Here is an 18,416-nt window from a genome sequence, read left to right on the forward strand (position 1 = left end):
AGAGGAGACCTCACATAAGAATACCAACTAGCGTTTGAACAATCTCATGGGTGAATAAATTGGAGCCGAACTTTTTGCAGTCTTAGAAGGTTGGTAGCAGCATCAAACCTTACCCTTGCAAGGTAATAACAGCTTTGTGTATTAATCGGGCGGCTAGGGATGTTAATTGCGGTTGATCCATTAGCTGCATCAGTGCTCGTACTATTGACTACAAGTGTGAATGTTATTGCACCAGCGCCGAAGGCCGGTTGACAAACCTCAAATAGCATAGCTGCCATCGCAGAATTGGGGTCATTATCAGACCACCACCACCGAAAAAACTCCAAGGTTCCACCATTAGGTAGATCCCAAAATTGGGCATCGGCAAACCGCTCAGTGCCAAGCCGGCTCAGCTCAGTGCCACCTCCTACGGAATATAACCATTCCGACCCAGTAGTATCCTGCCGCCCAATAAATGACTTCGGCATAATTGGTGAATAGTCTGTGCTCCCTGTGGGGAATAGCCCCTCTTGGGAATCAGGATTACCCGATGCATATAAGGAAAAATCAAATGGCCTTTCTGGGTCAAGCCCTTCAGCTACATATACATTAGACGCCGCCCTATCAAAACCCATGGCTTCAAGTGCCGCCGGATTAGTAATTAGATTATCCTTATTGCCCGCAATTACCATCTGTGAAGCCGCTGTGAAACTGACAAGTGTGGCGAGGGTATATTTAAGCCACCGGTAGGACATCTTCATATGAACTCTCCAAAATTAGTATCGAAATTATTATCAAAATCCCCAATAATGAGTAAATTCTGAGCATCCTTAACGACGTAGGGATAAGGTATGTAATTAGTAGAGAAATGAATTTCTGCAAGTAATCTCAACACAAAGGCGGAAAAATCTCTCAGAAATGCCCCTCAAAACTTATTGAGAAATCCCAAGCGTATACATGAATAAATTCAATCGATTCAGCATGCATCTCACCAGGAGGTATTGATCTAATTAAATTTCTAAGATCAAAATGAAAACACCAAGTTACCCATTTTAAGAGATAAACTTACCCCCTAAATTGAGCCCAGATGATTTTGCGCTGGGGGTTTCAACTATTTCCCATGTGGCCCGCTGAAACCACAAAAACTTGAACTGTCTTTTGCTAATGTTGAATTATGTTAACAATTGCTGATCGCCGGCCGCTATGTAAGTTGTCCTTGTCAATTCCATCCCAATCACGAAGTATAAAAACTATGTGTTCTTACTGTACGTTGAGTGGGTAGGGGCCTTCTTAATAATAAAGAGAAGAGAGAAGAGTTTAAGCTCTTCTCTGGACTTCCACGTTATGGTACACGCTTGTAGATATAGGTTTTGTCATCTTGACGGAGGATCAGCGAAACGACAGGGCCCACATCGGCGCCTTCAAATTCGATAGTTAGCCCTGGTACCATCTTAGATGCATATAGTGTGGATGATTGCGGCCGAATGACGAACTCTCCGTATCCCGCTGAAACAATAAGGCCCGTATAGCCACGACTAATCTCGATGACATCGTTCTTAGCCTGCTCATAGCGCCCGATCCCCCTTAAAAGAACTTTCTCAGGTAAAGTAATGAAATCTGGGGTGGGGACGATCTTAGTAGATACTGTTTGCTGGGGGTTCAAAAAATGGTGGCCGATATCGTCTAATCCTTCGCCACTCGCAGCATCTGCCAAGGCAACAACACCGGCTCTCCGTGCTGGGTTAAAGCCCATAAATGTGCGTGATCCATCGCTGCTGCCATTAGACCAATAATAGGTTTCGCCATGGGTCGTCGTTCTACGCCAACCCAGGGCCATGCGAGTGATATCACTGCCTCCAGGCCTATCGACCGACAACATCAAACGCGAGGCAGCCACCAAATCCTTAGGGCCCTGGCCGTTAGTGAACAAGTCGAGAAGAGTGAGGAGATCGTTGGCAGTAGAGCGCAAACCACCAGCCGGTGCGAGCACACCATCACTAGTGGGGCCAATCGGGCTGAGGTAAAAGTCATGGCCTTGAGCGCGTCGTGCTGCCTTTCTCGGGTCATCCTCTAAAGTAGTGTCACTTAACCCCAGTGGCTCTGTTACACGCTCTCGCAGTATCTCTGCAAAAGAGCGGCCTGACTTCAAAGCAATGCCTTGACCTAAAAGTCCAAAAGCCAGGTTTGAATAGTTAAATTGAGAGCCTGGACTAGTTTGCAGGTGGTAGCTTGGTAAGCTGCCATAGAGCTGTTCAAAGGAATAACCTGCATATTTATTCGGCGCATCGGGTACCGATGTAGCAAGGTTGTTGGGCCTAAGCGGCAATGCAGCACCATGTGTAGCCAGGTCGGTGAGGGTGATTTGTCGTCCTTTAAAAGTTGGAGCCTTTACTCCGTCTGGTACGTAATCCTGAAGTGGGTCGTCGAGCCTTACGCGCTTATGTACGACTTCAACAGCTAATAGCAGGGCGGTAAAAATCTTAGTTAGCGAGGCAACTTCAAAAATGGTATCACCGCCTAGCTGGTAGTCGTCCTTGGCTTCAGGATCCCGAACGGTAATGATGCGACGACCAGAGGGCTTCAGGGTGCCTGTAACCGCGGCATGTGCCCCATGCTGCTTAAGAATACGATGACGTACAAGACGTTGGAGCTCGTCTACACCTTTCGCTGTATTATTTGATAAAGCGTCTAACGCAAAGAGTGGCTGGGGCAGGGTGTATGCGATGGCAGCCCCCAAAAAAACTTTAGAAAAATCACGTCGATCCATGGCGATCAGTACCTATTGAAGAAGTCAGTCAGGCAAATCAATATGCGTTTACAATACCTAACCAATAGTTAATTTAAAACAATCAAATTGCTGAAAGAGTATCGACTACCAATATCTACAGAAGTTTCAGTATTTCATTCGTCATATTGTCAATGAGTTCAAAGGAGTGAATTAGATTGAGCGACTTATGAAGAAATCGATATGCACAAAGGTCAGTTGTTCCCTTGTCAGCCTACTCAGGGGAATTAGCCAAGTCATCCTACAGAAGAACGCATTGAGTGGAGCTTTGTTTTTGTTTGGTGTGGCAGTTAACTCCATCACTATGGCTATTGGAGCCCTAGTTGGTGTTATCTCCTCAACAATTTTTGCACATATTAAACATTACCCGGTGAATGATATTGAAGAGGGGCTATTTGGGTACAATGGCGCATTGATTGGTGTAGTCATTTTCTCTTTATATGCACCATCGTCAATCACCGTTTTCTTAATTATTGCTGGAAGCGCTCTAACCGTTTTAATAATGCGCTTAATGATGATTCACTTTCCTCTTCCGGCTTATACCGCACCATACATTTTGGTGATATGGGTTATCTGGGCCATGGCTCCGGCACTCAATCTAGAGCCAGCTATAACATCGATGAGTGAAAAAATCTCAACTTGGGGGATATTCGAAGGCATAGGCCAGATTATCTTCCAAAATAATGCCATTACGGGGACTTGTTTTTTGCTTGGGATTTTCATTTCCAATAAGTTACATGCCCTTTGGGGCATCATTGGTGGGCTATTTGCTACATTATTGGCTGAGCTTCTATCTTTATCGACAACACTCATTCTTGCCGGAATCTTTGGCTACAATGCATCACTTTGTGCTATTGCCTTAACAAGTAGAAGTAAGCAATGGCTTGCTCCACTTGTGGGGAGTGCATTAACCGTGCCCATCGCAATGGCTTTTATCAATACTGGCATCGTTGTATTAACAGCACCATTTGTACTTTCCAGTTGGGCGATATTATTGCTTAAGAAAAGATTTTCATTAACTTACTGATAGAAAGGTCAGAGTGTGGCCAAATCTTATGACTGATTCGGCCACAGTATTTAACTAGGCATACTTGAGCTTTTTATCTTCACAAAGAATAACTTAATAGATATCTGTTAGTTTCTTCCAGCTATTACACCACCATCTACATCCCAAATTGCACCGGTAACCCAACTAGAGTTTTCACCTAGAAGGAAGTTAACAACATTTGCAACATCATTTGGCACACCAATTCTCCCAATGGGGTGGAAAGAATCAAATCCGGATAGTGCTTCATCTATTTCATTAGGATCAATAAAGTTCTCATAAATTGGTGTTTTCACGACTGCTGGAGAGACTGCATTAACTCTTATGTTGTACTCGGCAAGCTCCATGGCTAAATGCTGGGTTAGGGCATGGAGCCCAGCCTTTGCCATTGAATATGCTGAAGATGGAGTGGCTTTAATTGCTTGCTGGGCCCACATAGAACCAATATTAACTACACTACCAGAGCCATGCTTTATCATATTCTTCGCAACAGCTTGAGTAATAAAAAATAACGAACGATTGATTTCTAGATATCTGTCATAGTCATCATTTTCATGCAATAGAAATGGCTTGGGGTTGAAATAACCCGCAGCATTTACCAAGTATCGATAATGAGCTTCATCTTTCTCGATAAGCTCAATGAGAGCACTGACATCTTTTTCTTGGTAAAGATCTGCCTGGAGCGTTTTCACTTCACCATAGGTAGATAGATAATCCTCTGCCTTTTTTAGCTTTGCTTCCTTACTACCAACGATTATGGGCGTTATCCCTTGTTTTATCAGCTGCTCCGCAGTAGCTAGTCCAATTCCACTTGATCCTCCCACAACAAGGGCCAACTCACGTCTATCTTTGTCTTTAGCTTCAACTATAGTCTCGTTCACAAATTTTCCTCGATAAGATAATGTAGATAGCGTGCAAGTAGTCTAGGCAAAGCAAAGCCCTGATGAAAAGTAGGTACAATTCGGTGTATTAGTTACTTTTTGGTAAGTATTTATGGAACCAAACAAAAAGAAAGTCCTAAGAAAGGCGCCACCAAAGCAAAGCGCCCGGATGGTTGAGACTATCTATGGCTGTAAATGGTCGCTTACAGTCTACCGCTTGCTGGCTTTGGAAATAAATCGACCAGGAGAGATGGTACGCAGTGTGGAGGGTCTGAGCGCAAAAGTGCTTAATGAATGTCTCCGTAAAAACGTAGAGTTTGGTATCTTGGAACGCGTGAGCTATAACGAAATTCCTCCCAGGGTTGAATACACAGTTACAAAATTTGGTAAAAAATTTTTAATTGTATTGGAGGAATTAGAGAAACTGCAAGATGAGATAGATCAAATGAACTCACAGTGAAAAATTACCTACAAGGATCATATTCACATCCAAATCAAAACCATTTCACTACGTTTTCCAATATATATTGCGCAAGCTATCTGATAAGAGTTGAGTTTGAAGGTAAACCGGAACACAAGATTCCATTTGATTAATAGCTACACTAAAACCTTTAACGTGGTGCATTTCTAGGCACAACTTTTCCATTATGACCAAAGAATAGCTGAATGTTTTAATTAACAAACTAAGGACGGTTATAGCATGAAAATTGTAGTGATTGGCGCTAACGGAACCATTGGTAAATCAGTTGTGGCTGAACTTAAAGACCATGAAGTTGTAAAAGTAGGTCATAGCAAAGGCGACTACAGAGTTGATATTGAGGACAGGGCATCTATCAAGGCCATGTTTGAGAAAGTCGGCCAAGTTGACGCCGTAGTTTCAGCCACTGGAAATGCAGTTTTTGCGCCAGTTGAGGAACTGACATTTGATCAAATTAAGGCAGCTATCAACAGTAAGTTGTTAGGGCAAATTAGTATTTTCCAGATTGGCCGTGACCATATTCGAGAGGGTGGCAGTATCACTTTAACTTCAGGTGTTTTGGCTCAACATCCTATGCGGGGCGGTTCTGCACTCAGCCTGGTGAATGGGGCCATTGAATCCTTTGTGAAAGCCACAGCGTTAGAGCTCAGCCATAAGCTTCGTTTGAATGCTGTTAGTCCACATTTTGTGAAAGAAACCATGGATATGATGGGTATGGATAGTTCTAGCGGCATCTCAGCGTCGGACACTGCAAAAGCGTATCGCCATGCAGTTTTAACCAATGAAACTGGGCAGTCTTTTGACGTAGTAGATTATATATAACCCTCAAAACTGAAACTTATTGTGAGACTTTTTATATCGATGATATGCAGTTTATTGATGGTTATGTATTAATTGATACACTGGCTTTTTCTTGGCGAAATTGATCAAGACGTGAGTTAGTGAAGTAACTACATAGAGTATCAACGTAAATGCGATTGACTCCGAGCTGGTAGAAAATACATTCTTCAAGGAGAGAAAACAGCAATAGCCTGTACGAAATACAATGATGAAAATATTCCTGCTCAATCGCTATACATTTTTTGGCTGTTGTGTTCTCACGACTATCGTCAGCCTGCCTCTGTTGCACTCTTACTCCTGGCTCTGGCCTATTGCCGCAATCAGCAGCCTTCTGAGCCTCCTAGGAATTTACGATCTGATTCAAAAAACCCATGCGGTGCGCCGTAACTACCCCATATTGGGCAATATTCGCTATCTCATGGAACGTGTTCGCCCAGAGCTACGCCAGTACCTGTTAGAAGGAGAAGAAGACGAGCTGCCTTTTTCCCGGGCCCAACGCTCCCTGGTCTATGCCCGGGCCAAGAATGAGAATGCATCCAAACCCTTTGGTACCTTGATTGACGTCTACGAACCTGGTTTTGAGTTTATCAATCACTCCATACGCCCCAAGGAGGTCAGAGAGCACAAGAGCTTCAGGGTGCTCATAGGGGGACCTCAGTGCAGCCAGCCTTATTCGGCCTCAATCTTCAATATCTCCGCTATGAGCTTTGGGTCCCTTAGTGCTAACGCCATCAGGGCCCTGAACAAGGGCGCCAAGCTAGGGGACTTTGCCCACGATACAGGGGAGGGCAGCATCAGCCCCTATCATCGCGAGTTCGGCGGCGATCTGATTTGGGAAATAGGCTCGGGTTACTTTGGTTGTCGAGCCCAGGACGGTAGCTTCGATCCAGACCGCTTCAAGGCACAGGCTCGTAACCCGCAAATTAAGATGATTGAGCTAAAACTCAGCCAGGGCGCCAAGCCCGGCCATGGCGGCATCCTACCCGGGCACAAGGTGACTGCGGAGATAGCATCCACCCGCGGCGTACCTGAGGGCGAGGACTGCATCTCACCTTCGAGCCACAACAGCTTTTCTACCCCCCTTGAGTTGCTGACTTTTATCAAACAACTGAGGGAACTTAGCGGCGGTAAACCAGTGGGTTTTAAGCTGGCCCTCGGACACCCCTGGGAGTTTATCGGCATCGCAAAGGCCATGCTCCAAAGTGACATATTGCCAGATTTTATCGTGGTAGATGGCAAGGAAGGGGGTACTGGAGCAGCACCGTTGGAATTCACCAATCATATCGGCGTGCCCCTGCGCGAAGGCCTACTGTTTATCCACAATACCCTGGTCGGCCTGAGCCTGCGAGACAAGATCAAGATAGGTGCCAGCGGCAAGATAATCTCGGCGTTCGATATTGCCAGTGTGCTGGCTATAGGGGCCGACTGGGCCAACTCGGCACGCGGCTTTATGTTTGCAATCGGCTGTATCCAATCCCAATCCTGCCACACTAACAAGTGCCCCACGGGCGTAGCCACCCAAGACAAGCTGCGACAGCGAGCCCTGGTGGTGCCGGAGAAAGCCGACAGGGTACATAATTTCCACCACAACACCCTTAGTACCCTGGCCGAGATGTTAGCCGCCGCCGGATTAGAGCATCCAGCACAGCTAGAAGGAAAACACCTAGTACGCCGTACCGGTGGCACAGAAGTTCAGCTATTTTCGCAAATCCACGTCTACCTCAAGCCTGGCGAATTGCTCAGGGCACATAGCGAGGGGGGCTTCTATGCCCGGGCCTGGCGCATGGCACGTGCCGACAGCTTTGATCCAACCGAGAACGGCCCAGCCGGTATCGATTCGGAAAGCGAGGCCGGCACAGCTGAACTTGCGCTCAGTTGACCAGGGATCATGCCCCCCAAAACTGTTGTGAGGCTCCTGAAATAAACGGTCTTAAGCAGTGAGATTAAAGTCACGACTTTAATCAATCACCTCTCAAAAAGTTAACCGTTGCACACTGTTGTTGGAAATTTAACCGAGCGAATTTATATGAAATCTTGGGAGACTCTGAATAATTTCGCAAAGCCTTGAAGGCTGTAGATGTTAAGCGCATCTCGACACGGACGGACTTAGCCCCTTGCAAGAACTGCGATGCAGCAGATGTGCTCTTTATGGCTCGCCCCATGGGGCTTTCGGAGCGATTTATAGACAAGAGTCCTAAATGTAGTGAGCTGATTTAGCCTTTGATTAAAGTAACTTAGCTCAAGTGATTTGGAGCCCGAAAGGGGCTTTGATCGTGTTTCTTTCTCTATTTTAAAAACCTATTGACGATCGGTTTTTGTCGCTCTACCATCATTCAAGGAATGATTTTAACAGTTGGAATAATGGTCTATGCGACTTGGTGATCTTGAGAAACAGGTGCTCCAATATCTCTGGGATAGAAAATCTGCGGATGCCAAACAGGTCCACTCGGACTTGAGCCGGGCCCGTGGAGGTTCTCTCAATACTATCCAGAGCACGCTGGATCGCCTTTACAAGAAAGGTTTGCTGTCCCGGGAGAAGCAGGGGCATGCATTCCAATATAGCCCGGCAGTGGAACGCTACGAGTTTGTCGGGCAGCTGATTCAAGACGTTACTCGTGAGTTCGTTGATGATGAGAACGGGTTGGTAGCCGCATTTACCTCCATCTCATCGGAGTTAAGCGAAAGCCAATTGGAGCAGCTGGAGCAATTGATCGAAAGCCAGAAGATTAAGCGCCAGCAGGGTGATCGCGAATGATTTTGGGGCAGGTTGCACTCTGGCTAAACCTGCTGACTATTGCAGCGCTTGGCCTGTTTGTCGGTATTCTACTGGTATCAGCTGCCTGCCTTTCTGCTTCCCGGCATTCACTTCGCCTGTCTGCCAGTAGCCGGCGTTTACTACTGTGGAGCGCGGTATTGCTGCCGTGGTTCGCGGCTTCCACTGCCGCTGTTATCCTGGCTTTCCCCAGCCTTTTGGGAGGCGTTGCATCACTGGCGCACTGGCACCATATCAACGCTTTTAACCTCTACAGTTGGCATGGTGTTTTTACCATTGCATTTCTTTTTCTTACCGGGTTTTTGGTATTTCAAAGTTTTAAACGAGCTCATCGCCATTTGGCGCAGCTCCGATTGTTAATGCAACTTTGCGAAAGGGATAAGTCTGACCAGAGTATTATCCAGGCTCAGGGTCCCCAAGCTTTCACCAGTGGTCTGCTCCGTCCGCAAGGGTTTTATACCAGCGGTCTGCGAGACCAGTTAACAGCGGAAGAATTTGAGGTGGTGCGCCTACATGAGGAAGCCCATGCGCAAAAATTTGATCCTCTGAAGAAATTAATATTCGCTTTGTTTGCCAGCTTTTTCCCTACGCGTTTGGGGAATTACTTGAATCGACAGATGGCGCTGTGTATGGAGCAGCGTGCAGATGCTTATGCCCATAGACAGGGGTGGAGTGAGACTTTTATCGCCCAAACCCTGCTTAAAGTAACCCGTATCTCCAATGGGTTGCAGCCCAAAGAGAGAAGTTCAGCAATGGTCTGTTATTTCGCTCTTGACCAATTGGATGCTCGTATTCGTTACTTGCTGTCTGATGATAAGGGGCGCAGCTTACCCCCCTTGTTATTAGCTGGAATGTTTGTGGCTCTTACAGGCACTTGCCTTGTTTCGGTGGATGCGCTCCACCACACCGTCGAAACCCTTTTCTCCCACTAAGGAAGCCGAAGTGTTTAATTGTTTGCGTTTAGTCATAACTAAAAAACCGATTGCTGATCGGTTTTTTGTGGCCGGAGCTGTGTTCTTTTTAGTTGCATTAAGTGGGTCCCTTAAGGCAGAGCAGGGCGAGGAGTTATCGGGCCTCACTTATGAGCAGGCAATTCTTAAAAGCTTGCAAAATCATCCTGAACTGGCGGGTTACCGATATCAGTTTGAGGCAGTGGATGCTCTATCTGAACACGCCAAGCTCGGACCACGCCCGGAGATTAGTGTTGCCGCTGAAGGGTTGGGGGAAGACAAGAGCAGCGATGGCAACGGCAGCTCCCAGGTAACAGTCGGCATCAGTTGGCTATTACAGGGTGATCTCGCAGAAAAACGTGTATTGGCTGCACGCAGCAAGACTTCTGTGATTGAGGCCCAAAAGCAGGTTCTTGAATTAGAAGTTGCCGCAAATACCGCGGGTTACTTTTTCCAAGTCCTGGCTCAGCAGGAACGCCTGGAAATTGCTAAAAGAGCAGTCGACCTGGCTCGCAATATGGCCGCTGAAATTAATCGCCAGGTTAGTGTTGGCAGAACGAATGAAGCCGATGCTTTTCGGGCGGAAGTCGACTTGCAGCGTCGACTCTTAGCTGTGGAAGATGTCGAGCACGAGTTGGATATTGCCAGATATCAATTAGCTGCCCAGTGGGGCTCCAGAGAGCCCAGTTTTCGAGCGGTGGTTGGTTCTCTTTCCAGTGTCATTCCAGAAGTTGATTTATCTAGATTGCGAAGCTTGGTGGCGAGCAACCCAAATTTGGAAATATTCATGAGCCGCGAGCGCGTGGCGCAGGCGGAAATTGATTTGGCACGTGCAGAAGCGGGCATTCAGTGGCGGATTGATACAGGAATTCGTCGCAACGAAGCGAGTGGAGAATATGGGTTGGTGGCAGGGTTCGCAATCCCACTAGGTAAGGGTGATCGTAATCGCGGCAAGGTATCTGCTTTGAGGGCGGAACAAAATCGTTTCCGAGCAGAAAGAAATGCGAAAGAGATTGAGTTGGATACACAGCTCTTTGTGATGACCCAAAGGCTACAGCATCACCGCCACGTAGCTGCCGCCTTGAATGAAAAAATGATTCCCAGTTTGGATAAAGCGCTCACCGCTACGCAAAAAGCCTATCGACGTGGCCGCTATAACTACTCGGAATTGGCACTTGCCCAACAGGGACTTAGCGATGCGCAGCTTTCACTGCTCCAGGCACAGTACAACGCACACCTTAGCCTGATTGAAATTGAAAAACTCACCGGCCTGTCAGTGGCACAGATAAGCGAGAGCGAGATATGAGATCCGCAGTTTTTTCCAGCCTGATATTTAGTGCTTTACTTTCCTTGTTCCTTAGTGGCAGCGGCAGTGTCTATGCGGCCGGAGCTGTCGCAGAGGCGGAACCGGAAAAAGGGCCCAATCGTGGGCGCATGTTGCGAGAAGGTGATTTTGCCGTTGAGCTAAGTATTTATGAAACTGGTGTTCCCCCGGAGTTTCGGGTTTGGGTGAGTAACGATGGAGAGCTGGTTAATCCTCAACAGGTTGATCTTAAAGTGATTCTTACAAGGCTTGGAGATGGAGAGGACCACATCGAATTCAGGCCCGAGGGGGATTATCTGCGTGGTGATATGGTGATCTATGAGCCCCACTCATTTGTTGTGACTCTAACAGCCAAGTATCAGGGGCAAGAATACCGTTGGCAATACGATAATTTTGAGGGGCGAACCCGTATCGATTCCGGTATTGCTAAATCCATGGAAATTGATACGGAAACCGTTGGCCCAGCCAGGATGAGTGAAACCAGCCGCGCTTACGGCAGGCTTATTGTAGATCCAGAGCAGGTTCGTGAAATTAGTGCGCGTTTCGATGGCTTTGTAGAAACTGTGCAGGTGGGATTGGGGGAGCGCGTTAATAAAGGGCAACCCCTAATTGCCATTAACAGCAATCAAAACCTAAACACCTACACTATTCAATCCCCAATTGCCGGTGTAGTAGTCCAGCGCAATGTAAACCCTGGTGAACAGACCGCAGGTCGAGTTTTATTAACGGTTGCCGATGATACTGCCTTGTTGGCAGAGTTGGATGTTTTTCCCTCGACACGCCCCCAGATTCGCCAGGGCGCGCCCGTTTCCGTAAATATCAAGTCCTTGGAAACTCCTCTGCTCGGGGTAGTGAAACAAATTGATACTTTGATGAAACCCAACCAGGCCACCGCCGTTCGAGTGTCACTGCAAGATATTCCCGCAGGCCTCGCACCGGGTTCTTTTGTAAGCGGCGATATCCAAGTTGCTGAATATGAGGTGCCTCTTGCCGTCAAGCGTTCCGGTTTACAGGCGTTCCGCGATTTTACTGTCGTTTATGCCAAGGTGGGCGACCAGTATGAAGTGCGTATGTTGGAGTTAGGACGTGAAGCTGGTGATTGGGTTGAAGTGCTGGGGGGGATTCGACCGGGAATCGAATATGTCACCGGTAACAGCTACATCATTAAAGCGGACATTGAAAAGTCCGGTGCATCTCACGATCACTGAGGGTTCGACATGCTTGAGTACTTGATAAGAACCTCAATTCAAAATCGCGGGCTGGTTATTGCCCTTGTGCTATTACTGTGCGGCTTGGGCATTTGGAATTTCACCCGGCTGCCCATTGATGCAGTACCAGATATTACCAATATCCAGGTGGTTATTAATACGGAGGCACCGGGGTATACCCCAAAAGAAGTTGAGCAACGGGTTACATACCCTGTGGAAAATGCAATGGCTGGATTGCCGAGCCTTGCTTATACACGTTCCGTTTCGCGGTATGGGTTGTCTCAGGTTACGGTGATTTTTGAAGATGGCACCGATATTTATTTTGCCCGCCAGTTAGTGAATGAACGGCTCACTAGTGTACGTGGTGCACTGCCTGCTGGTTTGGAGCCGGAGCTTGGACCCATTGCCACAGGTCTTGGTGAAATCTTTATGTTCACAGTGGACTCCGAACCCGGAGCCACCAATGCTGATGGCAGTGCCGTAACACCTAAAGACTTGCGTTCGGTGCATGACTGGATTGTGCGCCCGCAGTTACTGCGTGTACCTGGTGTGGTGGAAGTCAATCCGATCGGCGGGTTTAAGAGAGAAATTCTAATTGCTATAGAACCAGAGAAACTGCTGGCATTCGGCCTGACGCAGGAAGACCTGATTCGCTCGATCGAGGAGAACAATCGTAACCGCGGTGTAGGCTTTATTGAACACAGTGGCGCCCAGTGGTTGTTGCGGGTTCCTGGGCAGGCAAGCTCGTTAGAGACACTAAAGGATTTCCTGGTTGCGGAAGTGAATGGCGTTGTTGTTCGACTTGGCGACTTGGCCAAGATCGAAGAGGGGCGCGAAATGCGCACAGGGGCGGCTACTCAGAACGGCAGGGAAGTGGTGATGAGCACCGTTTTCATGCTGGTTGGCGAAAATAGTCGCACCATTGCAGGTGCAGTTGGTGAAAAATTAGAGAGTATCAAACAGAGTCTACCGCCTGGTATCACATTGACAGCAGTTTATGATCGTACCGGTCTGGTTGACCAGACACTGCGCACGGTCCAAACCAATCTTATGGAAGGTGCGCTGCTGGTTATCGCGGTTCTTTTCCTGCTGCTGGGGAATGTTCGCGCAGCAATTCTCACTGCGCTGGTCATTCCGGTGGCCATGTTAATGACTATCACCGGCATGGTTCAGGCCCGCGTAAGTGCAAACCTGATGAGTCTGGGGGCGCTGGACTTTGGCTTGTTGGTGGATGGGGCCATCATTATTGTCGAGAACTGTCTGCGACGTCTCAGCGAATCCGCCCGCGAGCGTGGCCAGTTGAGTCTTAAAGAGCGGCTTACCCTGGTATTTCAATCGACGCGGGAAGTGATTCGCCCGGCCATGTTTGGTGTGTTCATTATCACAGCCGTGTATTTACCCATTTTTGCCCTGACTGGAGTGGAGGGCAAGATGTTCCATCCGATGGCAATTACCGTGGTGATTGCGCTGCTTTCTGCGATGTTTCTTTCCATCACTTTGGTGCCAGCCGGCATAGCGCTGCTATTCCGCAAACCGGTGATCGAAAAGAAAAACCCTGCACTTGAGAAGCTGAATAGCTTTTATCGCCCGGCCCTGGAGTTTGCACTGCGCCAGCGTGGCATGGTTGTCGCTATTGCTGCGCTACTGGTGTTGGTTTCCGGCTATACGGCAAGCAGAATGGGTAGCGAATTTGTGCCGAATCTGGATGAAGGCGATATTGCCATGCACGCCTTGCGTATTCCCGGCACATCCCTGGAACAAGCGATTGCACTACAAAAATCCCTAGAGGAGCGGATTAAAGAGTTGCCCGAAGTGGAGCGTGTATTCGCCAAAATTGGGACTGCGGAAGTGGCTACCGATGCCGTTCCCCCAAGTGTTGCCGATAACTTTATTATCCTGAAACCCAGGTCTCAGTGGCCAGATCCGGATAAGCCGAAAGAGCAATTAGTAGAAGAGCTGGCAAAGCTGGTAGAGCCAATCCCCGGCAACCGCTATGAATTTCTCCAGCCAATCCAGATGCGCTTTAACGAGCTTTTAGCGGGGGTACGTGCGGAATTGGCGATCAAAGTCTTTGGCGATGATTTCGAGCAATTAGAGCGTTTGGGCAGTGAAATTGAAGCGGCTATAGGCAGTGTAGAAGGCGTTGCTGATATACAGATGGAGCAAACCAGCGGTTTACCGGTTCTCGCCATTGTTCCTGACCAAGCCGCACTAACCCAGTATGGGCTGGCCATCAGCCAAGTACAGGAGCAGCTGGCAACCGCCCTGGGAGGTACGGTTGCTGGCCGCTTTTATGAAGGAGACCGCCGCACCGATATTGTTGTGCGTTTGCCAGAGGTATTGCGCCAGGATTTGGATGCGCTAAAGAAACTGCCGATTCATCGACCCAATGGCAACTATGTGCCCCTGGAGGAAATTGCCAGCTTGGAACTCACTGCCGGTATCAATCAGGTTTTCCGCGAGAACGGTAAACGCAGGGTAGTGGTAACGGCTAATGTGCGGGGTAGGGACCTGGGTAGCTTTGTTGCTGATGTACAGCAGTCCGTTTCCGGTAAAGTGGAAATACCACCTGGTTACTGGGTTGAATACGGCGGGACCTATCAAACGCTACAGTCTGCTACTGAACGTTTATCGATAGTAGTACCACTGACCCTTGTGTTGATTATGGGGCTTCTTCTGCTGGCGCTTCGCTCCATAAAAGATGCGGCAATTATCTTTACCGGTATACCCCTCGCATTAACCGGCGGTGTGCTCTCTTTAATGTTGCGGGATATCCCTTTCTCCATTTCCGCAGCCGTTGGTTTTATCGCACTTTCCGGGATTGCCATCCTTAACGGCCTAGTGATGGTTTCCTTTATTCGCGATCTGCGTGACCAAGGTTACAGCATAGAAAAGGCCATTATTGAGGGCGCCCTGATCCGATTACGTCCGGTCATTAGTACTGCACTGGTTGCCTCACTCGGTTTTGTACCCATGGCCCTGAATACTGGTATTGGCTCTGAAGTACAGCGCCCACTGGCTACGGTGGTTATTGGCGGTATTGTCTCATCAACAATCCTGACACTTTTAGTGTTGCCGGCACTCTACAGAATTTTACATGGCAGGAATGCCAAGTCGGAGAGCTTACAAGATAACCCTGAAGTGGCTCTGGCTGGAGCCAGTTAACTGGGCCTGTGTGCACTTTGGTTCACAAGAATTTAGAACTTTAATAACGGGAGATAGTAACGTTGCACAATAGTTTAAAAACAGTTTTCGGCTTGATGGCGCTGATAGCAGGTATGGTGATATCTATGCCGCTATTTGCACATGGAGTGGACGATGCTACCAAGACTTTTCTTGCCGGTAATGAAGGGGTAGCTATTATTCCCTTTCTATATATTGGCGCCAAGCATATGGTGACTGGCTATGACCACCTGCTGTTCCTGGTGGGAGTCATTTTCTTTTTATATCGCTCAAAAGATGTTCTTATCTATGTAAGCTTCTTTACTCTCGGTCATAGCTTAACGTTGTTATTTGGAGTGCTTAACGACACCCATGTGAATGTCTATTTGATCGATGCCATTATTGGATTATCCATTGTCTATAAAGGCTTCGATAATCTCGGCGGCTTCAAACGGGTTTTTGGCTTCCAGCCTAATACCAAGGCTGCCGTACTGATTTTTGGACTCTTCCATGGTTTTGGTTTGGCAACCAAATTACAGGAATTCAAGCTGTCCAGCGATGGGTTGGTGGAGAACATTCTGGCCTTTAATGTCGGAGTAGAAATTGGTCAGTTTGTTGCGTTGCTGTTTATTCTTCTCGCCATCAATTATTGGCGTCGCTTTGACAGTTTCCTGCGCTTTTCCACTATGACAAATACCTTACTAATGAGTGGTGGACTGATGTTGGTGGGTTACCAGATGACAGGCTACTTCGTAGGTTAGTTAGCCAGAAAGTGACTTTATTAAGTTAATTGAACAGAAAGAACTCAGATTTAGAGCTTACAGAATGAATACAACTGAAATGCCAGTGCAGTCTGCACAAACGCTGATTAAATCCACACTTGCTGCTGGCGTGCTTGCAGCCATTATGTTGACCACAGTAATCCTGCCAGCTGAATACAATATAGATCCTACTGGAATCGGCAGTGCACTGGGGCTGACTGAATTAAACAGTCAAGAGCAGGAAATTGCTGTACCAGAAGTAGTGCAGCGTGGCGAGCAGTCCTTTGCTTATCGGACTGACACTACAACTATTGAAGTGCCCGCTGGCCGTGGGATTGAATACAAATTTCAATTGGATAAATACGGCCATCTGGAGTACGAGTGGGTAACGGAGAGTGGTGAACTTTACTTTGATTTTCACGGCGAACCCGCAGACGATACTACCGGCTACTTTGAGAGCTTTGCTATTGCTACCGCAAACAAGATGAGTGGCTCTCTCACCACGCCTTTTGATGGTTCCCATGGCTGGTATTGGAAAAATAACGGTCAAGAATCTGTGAAGATCACTCTAAAAACAAAGGGGTTCTACGAGGTTATTGGACTCAAACAGTAACGCTTTTTGATCAACATTCGCTAAAACCGAGAAGAAAGAGAGTATTATGAACAAACTTATTCGAGTCATCTGTGTATCAGTTACCTTAGGCTTCGCAAATCTTGCTTTCGCCCATGGTGACCATGAGAGAGACAATTTTGCCACTGTATCCATGGTAGAAGCCAAAGGCATCGCCAGCCAGGAAGTCGCTCGCCTAATCAAAGAGGGTAAGCTTAACGAGTCCTGGTCTGACAAGCCGCTCAGCGCCGCTATACAACGTGTTAACAATCAGCGTCAGTGGGTTGTTACAGCAAAAGAGCAGGGTGGTGTACTGAATCAGCAACTACAGGTTTTCTTAAGCACCGAAGGTTACTTTCTGACTTTTAAAGTGCAGAACCTCTAACTGATAAGATATACGCTGGCAGCGGTAAATTAGCCGCTGCCTTCAATGAAAATTCTTCACACATCTGATAGGCATATTGGTCAAACTTTATACGGCCGAAAATGCCATGAAGAATTTAAGGCCTTAAATGCGCATGTGGTTGGTAGTATCAAATTAGACAGCGTGTAAGATGTGCACAGACTCATGACTGCCATCAAGACACCTTGCCATCTCAGATCAGATTTGCCGATCCAGAAATTCGAGCCTCCATACATCGAAGTGATTGGGCCCAACTGATCGCTGCCAGCTCTGCGTAGTCAGGGTTTAGAAGTGTATGCGTAAGCGAAACGACAGTGCCAAGCTCACTGCTTCTGAACACTACTTCGACCAATGACGAATTCTTTTGCGGTTCGGTGCCATGTGGCAAGCTGAGATTGCAATGTTTATGGACCTCAAAACTTAGAAACTTCGGTCTATCGACACGACGATATACTCCAGACATTACGCAAGAGCTACCGTCTGGAGCTGTCATCTCAAAAGCAAAACTCCCGCCAACCTCTGCCGTGAGATTGAGCACACGCGTAGTGAAACCGTCAGGCCCCCACCATTTTTCAACCATGCTCGGCGTAACCCAGGCTGTAAAAACCTCTTCCGGTGTTGCCCTGACCGTGTAGGAGATAGGCTTGGTTTGGACGTCCGCTTGATAGGAAAGATCGATCACTATTGCACCTTGTTCTTTTTATCAGCAGGTTTCCTGCTTTCTGTTAACACTAAAACATAGCTTTTAGGGAGGAGATGAAGCACTTTTGTTAGGGTGTTTTTTACGGGCTTTAGCAAACCGCGGCCATTGCCTAACGATTTTACACCTATATACTTAGTCAAATGGGTAACAATCACGAAAATCTGAATACAGTCTTCCAAGCCTTAGCAGATCCAACGCGCCGCGCTGTCATTCAGCACCTGACCAGCGGACCGGCATCAATCACCGAGCTCGCTAAACCGTTTGAAATGGCACTACCTTCATTCATGAAGCACATTGGTGTGCTGGAGGATGCGGGTTTGATCCGATCCAAGAAAATTGGTCGCGTACGAACCTGCGAGATCAAGCCGAAGCAACTGACAGCTGCAGAAACTTGGATTAATACACAGACGGCCCAGTGGGAAGGCCGGATGGCAAGAATGGCGAGCTTTGTCGAAGCACTTGGCGCTGAAGGACAGGATGACTGAGTACGATAGAGATACAGGGTGCCATATTG

Annotated in this window: 17 protein-coding genes; 13 read left to right on the top strand and 4 right to left on the bottom strand. The window is 47.6% G+C overall.

Annotated elements, in window-relative coordinates; all coding sequences use genetic code 11:
- Window positions 1–44: 44 nt before the first annotated feature.
- Together ACJJIC_RS13665 and ACJJIC_RS13670 are read right to left on the bottom strand one after the other, a co-directional pair.
- On the bottom strand, window positions 45–740 hold the full coding sequence (locus ACJJIC_RS13665; protein ID WP_445357175.1) for a hypothetical protein: 696 nt from the start codon (window positions 738–740) through the stop codon (window positions 45–47).
- A 581-nt stretch (window positions 741–1,321) separates the two neighbouring features.
- Window positions 1,322–2,746 (bottom strand): serine hydrolase domain-containing protein, encoded by a 1,425-nt coding sequence (locus tag ACJJIC_RS13670; RefSeq protein ID WP_444884895.1) that lies wholly within the window; start codon window positions 2,744–2,746, stop codon window positions 1,322–1,324.
- A 187-nt stretch (window positions 2,747–2,933) separates the two neighbouring features.
- On the opposite strand from ACJJIC_RS13670, the gene ACJJIC_RS13675 reads away from it, so the two are divergent.
- Window positions 2,934–3,791, top strand: a complete 858-nt coding sequence (locus tag ACJJIC_RS13675) for an urea transporter (RefSeq protein ID WP_445357176.1) — start codon at window positions 2,934–2,936, stop codon at window positions 3,789–3,791.
- A 107-nt stretch (window positions 3,792–3,898) separates the two neighbouring features.
- Here ACJJIC_RS13675 and ACJJIC_RS13680 read toward each other — a convergent pair whose 3' ends face one another.
- Window positions 3,899–4,690 carry an SDR family NAD(P)-dependent oxidoreductase gene (locus ACJJIC_RS13680; protein WP_444890296.1) on the bottom strand — a complete coding sequence of 264 codons (792 nt, stop codon included), beginning with the start codon at window positions 4,688–4,690 and terminating at the stop codon, window positions 3,899–3,901.
- 112 nt (window positions 4,691–4,802) lie between these two features.
- Here ACJJIC_RS13680 and ACJJIC_RS13685 point away from each other — a divergent pair, with 112 nt between their 5' ends.
- From ACJJIC_RS13685 to ACJJIC_RS13735, 11 genes are all read left to right on the top strand, one after another.
- A complete protein-coding gene (locus ACJJIC_RS13685) occupies window positions 4,803–5,150 on the top strand; it encodes a winged helix-turn-helix transcriptional regulator (protein WP_444909589.1) in 348 nt (115 codons plus the stop codon).
- Between the two features lie 240 nt (window positions 5,151–5,390).
- Window positions 5,391–5,990, top strand: a complete 600-nt coding sequence (locus ACJJIC_RS13690; protein ID WP_445357177.1) for a short chain dehydrogenase — start codon at window positions 5,391–5,393, stop codon at window positions 5,988–5,990.
- A gap of 223 nt (window positions 5,991–6,213) precedes the next feature.
- Complete coding sequence (locus tag ACJJIC_RS13695) at window positions 6,214–7,887, top strand: FMN-binding glutamate synthase family protein (protein WP_444909587.1); 1,674 nt, start codon at window positions 6,214–6,216, stop codon at window positions 7,885–7,887.
- Window positions 7,888–8,376: 489 nt separating this feature from the next.
- Window positions 8,377–8,763 (top strand): BlaI/MecI/CopY family transcriptional regulator, encoded by a 387-nt coding sequence (locus tag ACJJIC_RS13700; protein WP_444909586.1) that lies wholly within the window; start codon window positions 8,377–8,379, stop codon window positions 8,761–8,763.
- A complete protein-coding gene (locus ACJJIC_RS13705; protein ID WP_445357178.1) occupies window positions 8,760–9,713 on the top strand; it encodes a hypothetical protein in 954 nt (317 codons plus the stop codon). The genes ACJJIC_RS13700 and ACJJIC_RS13705 overlap by 4 nt, the downstream gene beginning before the upstream one ends.
- A 10-nt stretch (window positions 9,714–9,723) precedes the next feature.
- Entirely contained in the window at window positions 9,724–11,037 is a 1,314-nt protein-coding gene (locus ACJJIC_RS13710; RefSeq protein ID WP_445357179.1) for a TolC family protein, read from the top strand.
- Window positions 11,034–12,263 (top strand): efflux RND transporter periplasmic adaptor subunit, encoded by a 1,230-nt coding sequence (locus ACJJIC_RS13715; RefSeq protein WP_445357180.1) that lies wholly within the window; start codon window positions 11,034–11,036, stop codon window positions 12,261–12,263. Before ACJJIC_RS13710 ends, ACJJIC_RS13715 begins: the two co-directional genes overlap by 4 nt.
- Before the next feature lie 9 nt (window positions 12,264–12,272).
- A complete protein-coding gene (locus tag ACJJIC_RS13720) occupies window positions 12,273–15,428 on the top strand; it encodes an efflux RND transporter permease subunit (RefSeq protein ID WP_445357181.1) in 3,156 nt (1,051 codons plus the stop codon).
- A gap of 62 nt (window positions 15,429–15,490) precedes the next feature.
- Window positions 15,491–16,186, top strand: a complete 696-nt coding sequence (locus tag ACJJIC_RS13725; protein ID WP_445357182.1) for a HupE/UreJ family protein — start codon at window positions 15,491–15,493, stop codon at window positions 16,184–16,186.
- A gap of 64 nt (window positions 16,187–16,250) precedes the next feature.
- Entirely contained in the window at window positions 16,251–16,799 is a 549-nt protein-coding gene (locus ACJJIC_RS13730; protein WP_445357183.1) for a hypothetical protein, read from the top strand.
- 46 nt (window positions 16,800–16,845) lie between these two features.
- Complete coding sequence (locus ACJJIC_RS13735) at window positions 16,846–17,181, top strand: DUF6488 family protein (RefSeq protein WP_445357184.1); 336 nt, start codon at window positions 16,846–16,848, stop codon at window positions 17,179–17,181.
- A gap of 211 nt (window positions 17,182–17,392) precedes the next feature.
- Here ACJJIC_RS13735 and ACJJIC_RS13740 read toward each other — a convergent pair whose 3' ends face one another.
- The gene (locus ACJJIC_RS13740) at window positions 17,393–17,881 is read right to left on the bottom strand and encodes an SRPBCC family protein (RefSeq protein WP_445357185.1); all 489 of its coding nucleotides are present in this window, start codon (window positions 17,879–17,881) and stop codon (window positions 17,393–17,395) included.
- A gap of 161 nt (window positions 17,882–18,042) precedes the next feature.
- Between ACJJIC_RS13740 and ACJJIC_RS13745 the strand changes: the two genes are divergently transcribed.
- Complete coding sequence (locus ACJJIC_RS13745; RefSeq protein WP_444884880.1) at window positions 18,043–18,387, top strand: ArsR/SmtB family transcription factor; 345 nt, start codon at window positions 18,043–18,045, stop codon at window positions 18,385–18,387.
- Window positions 18,388–18,416: the final 29 nt, after the last annotated feature.

This window comes from Microbulbifer mixtoriginis (SeqCode) (assembly GCF_052468275.1).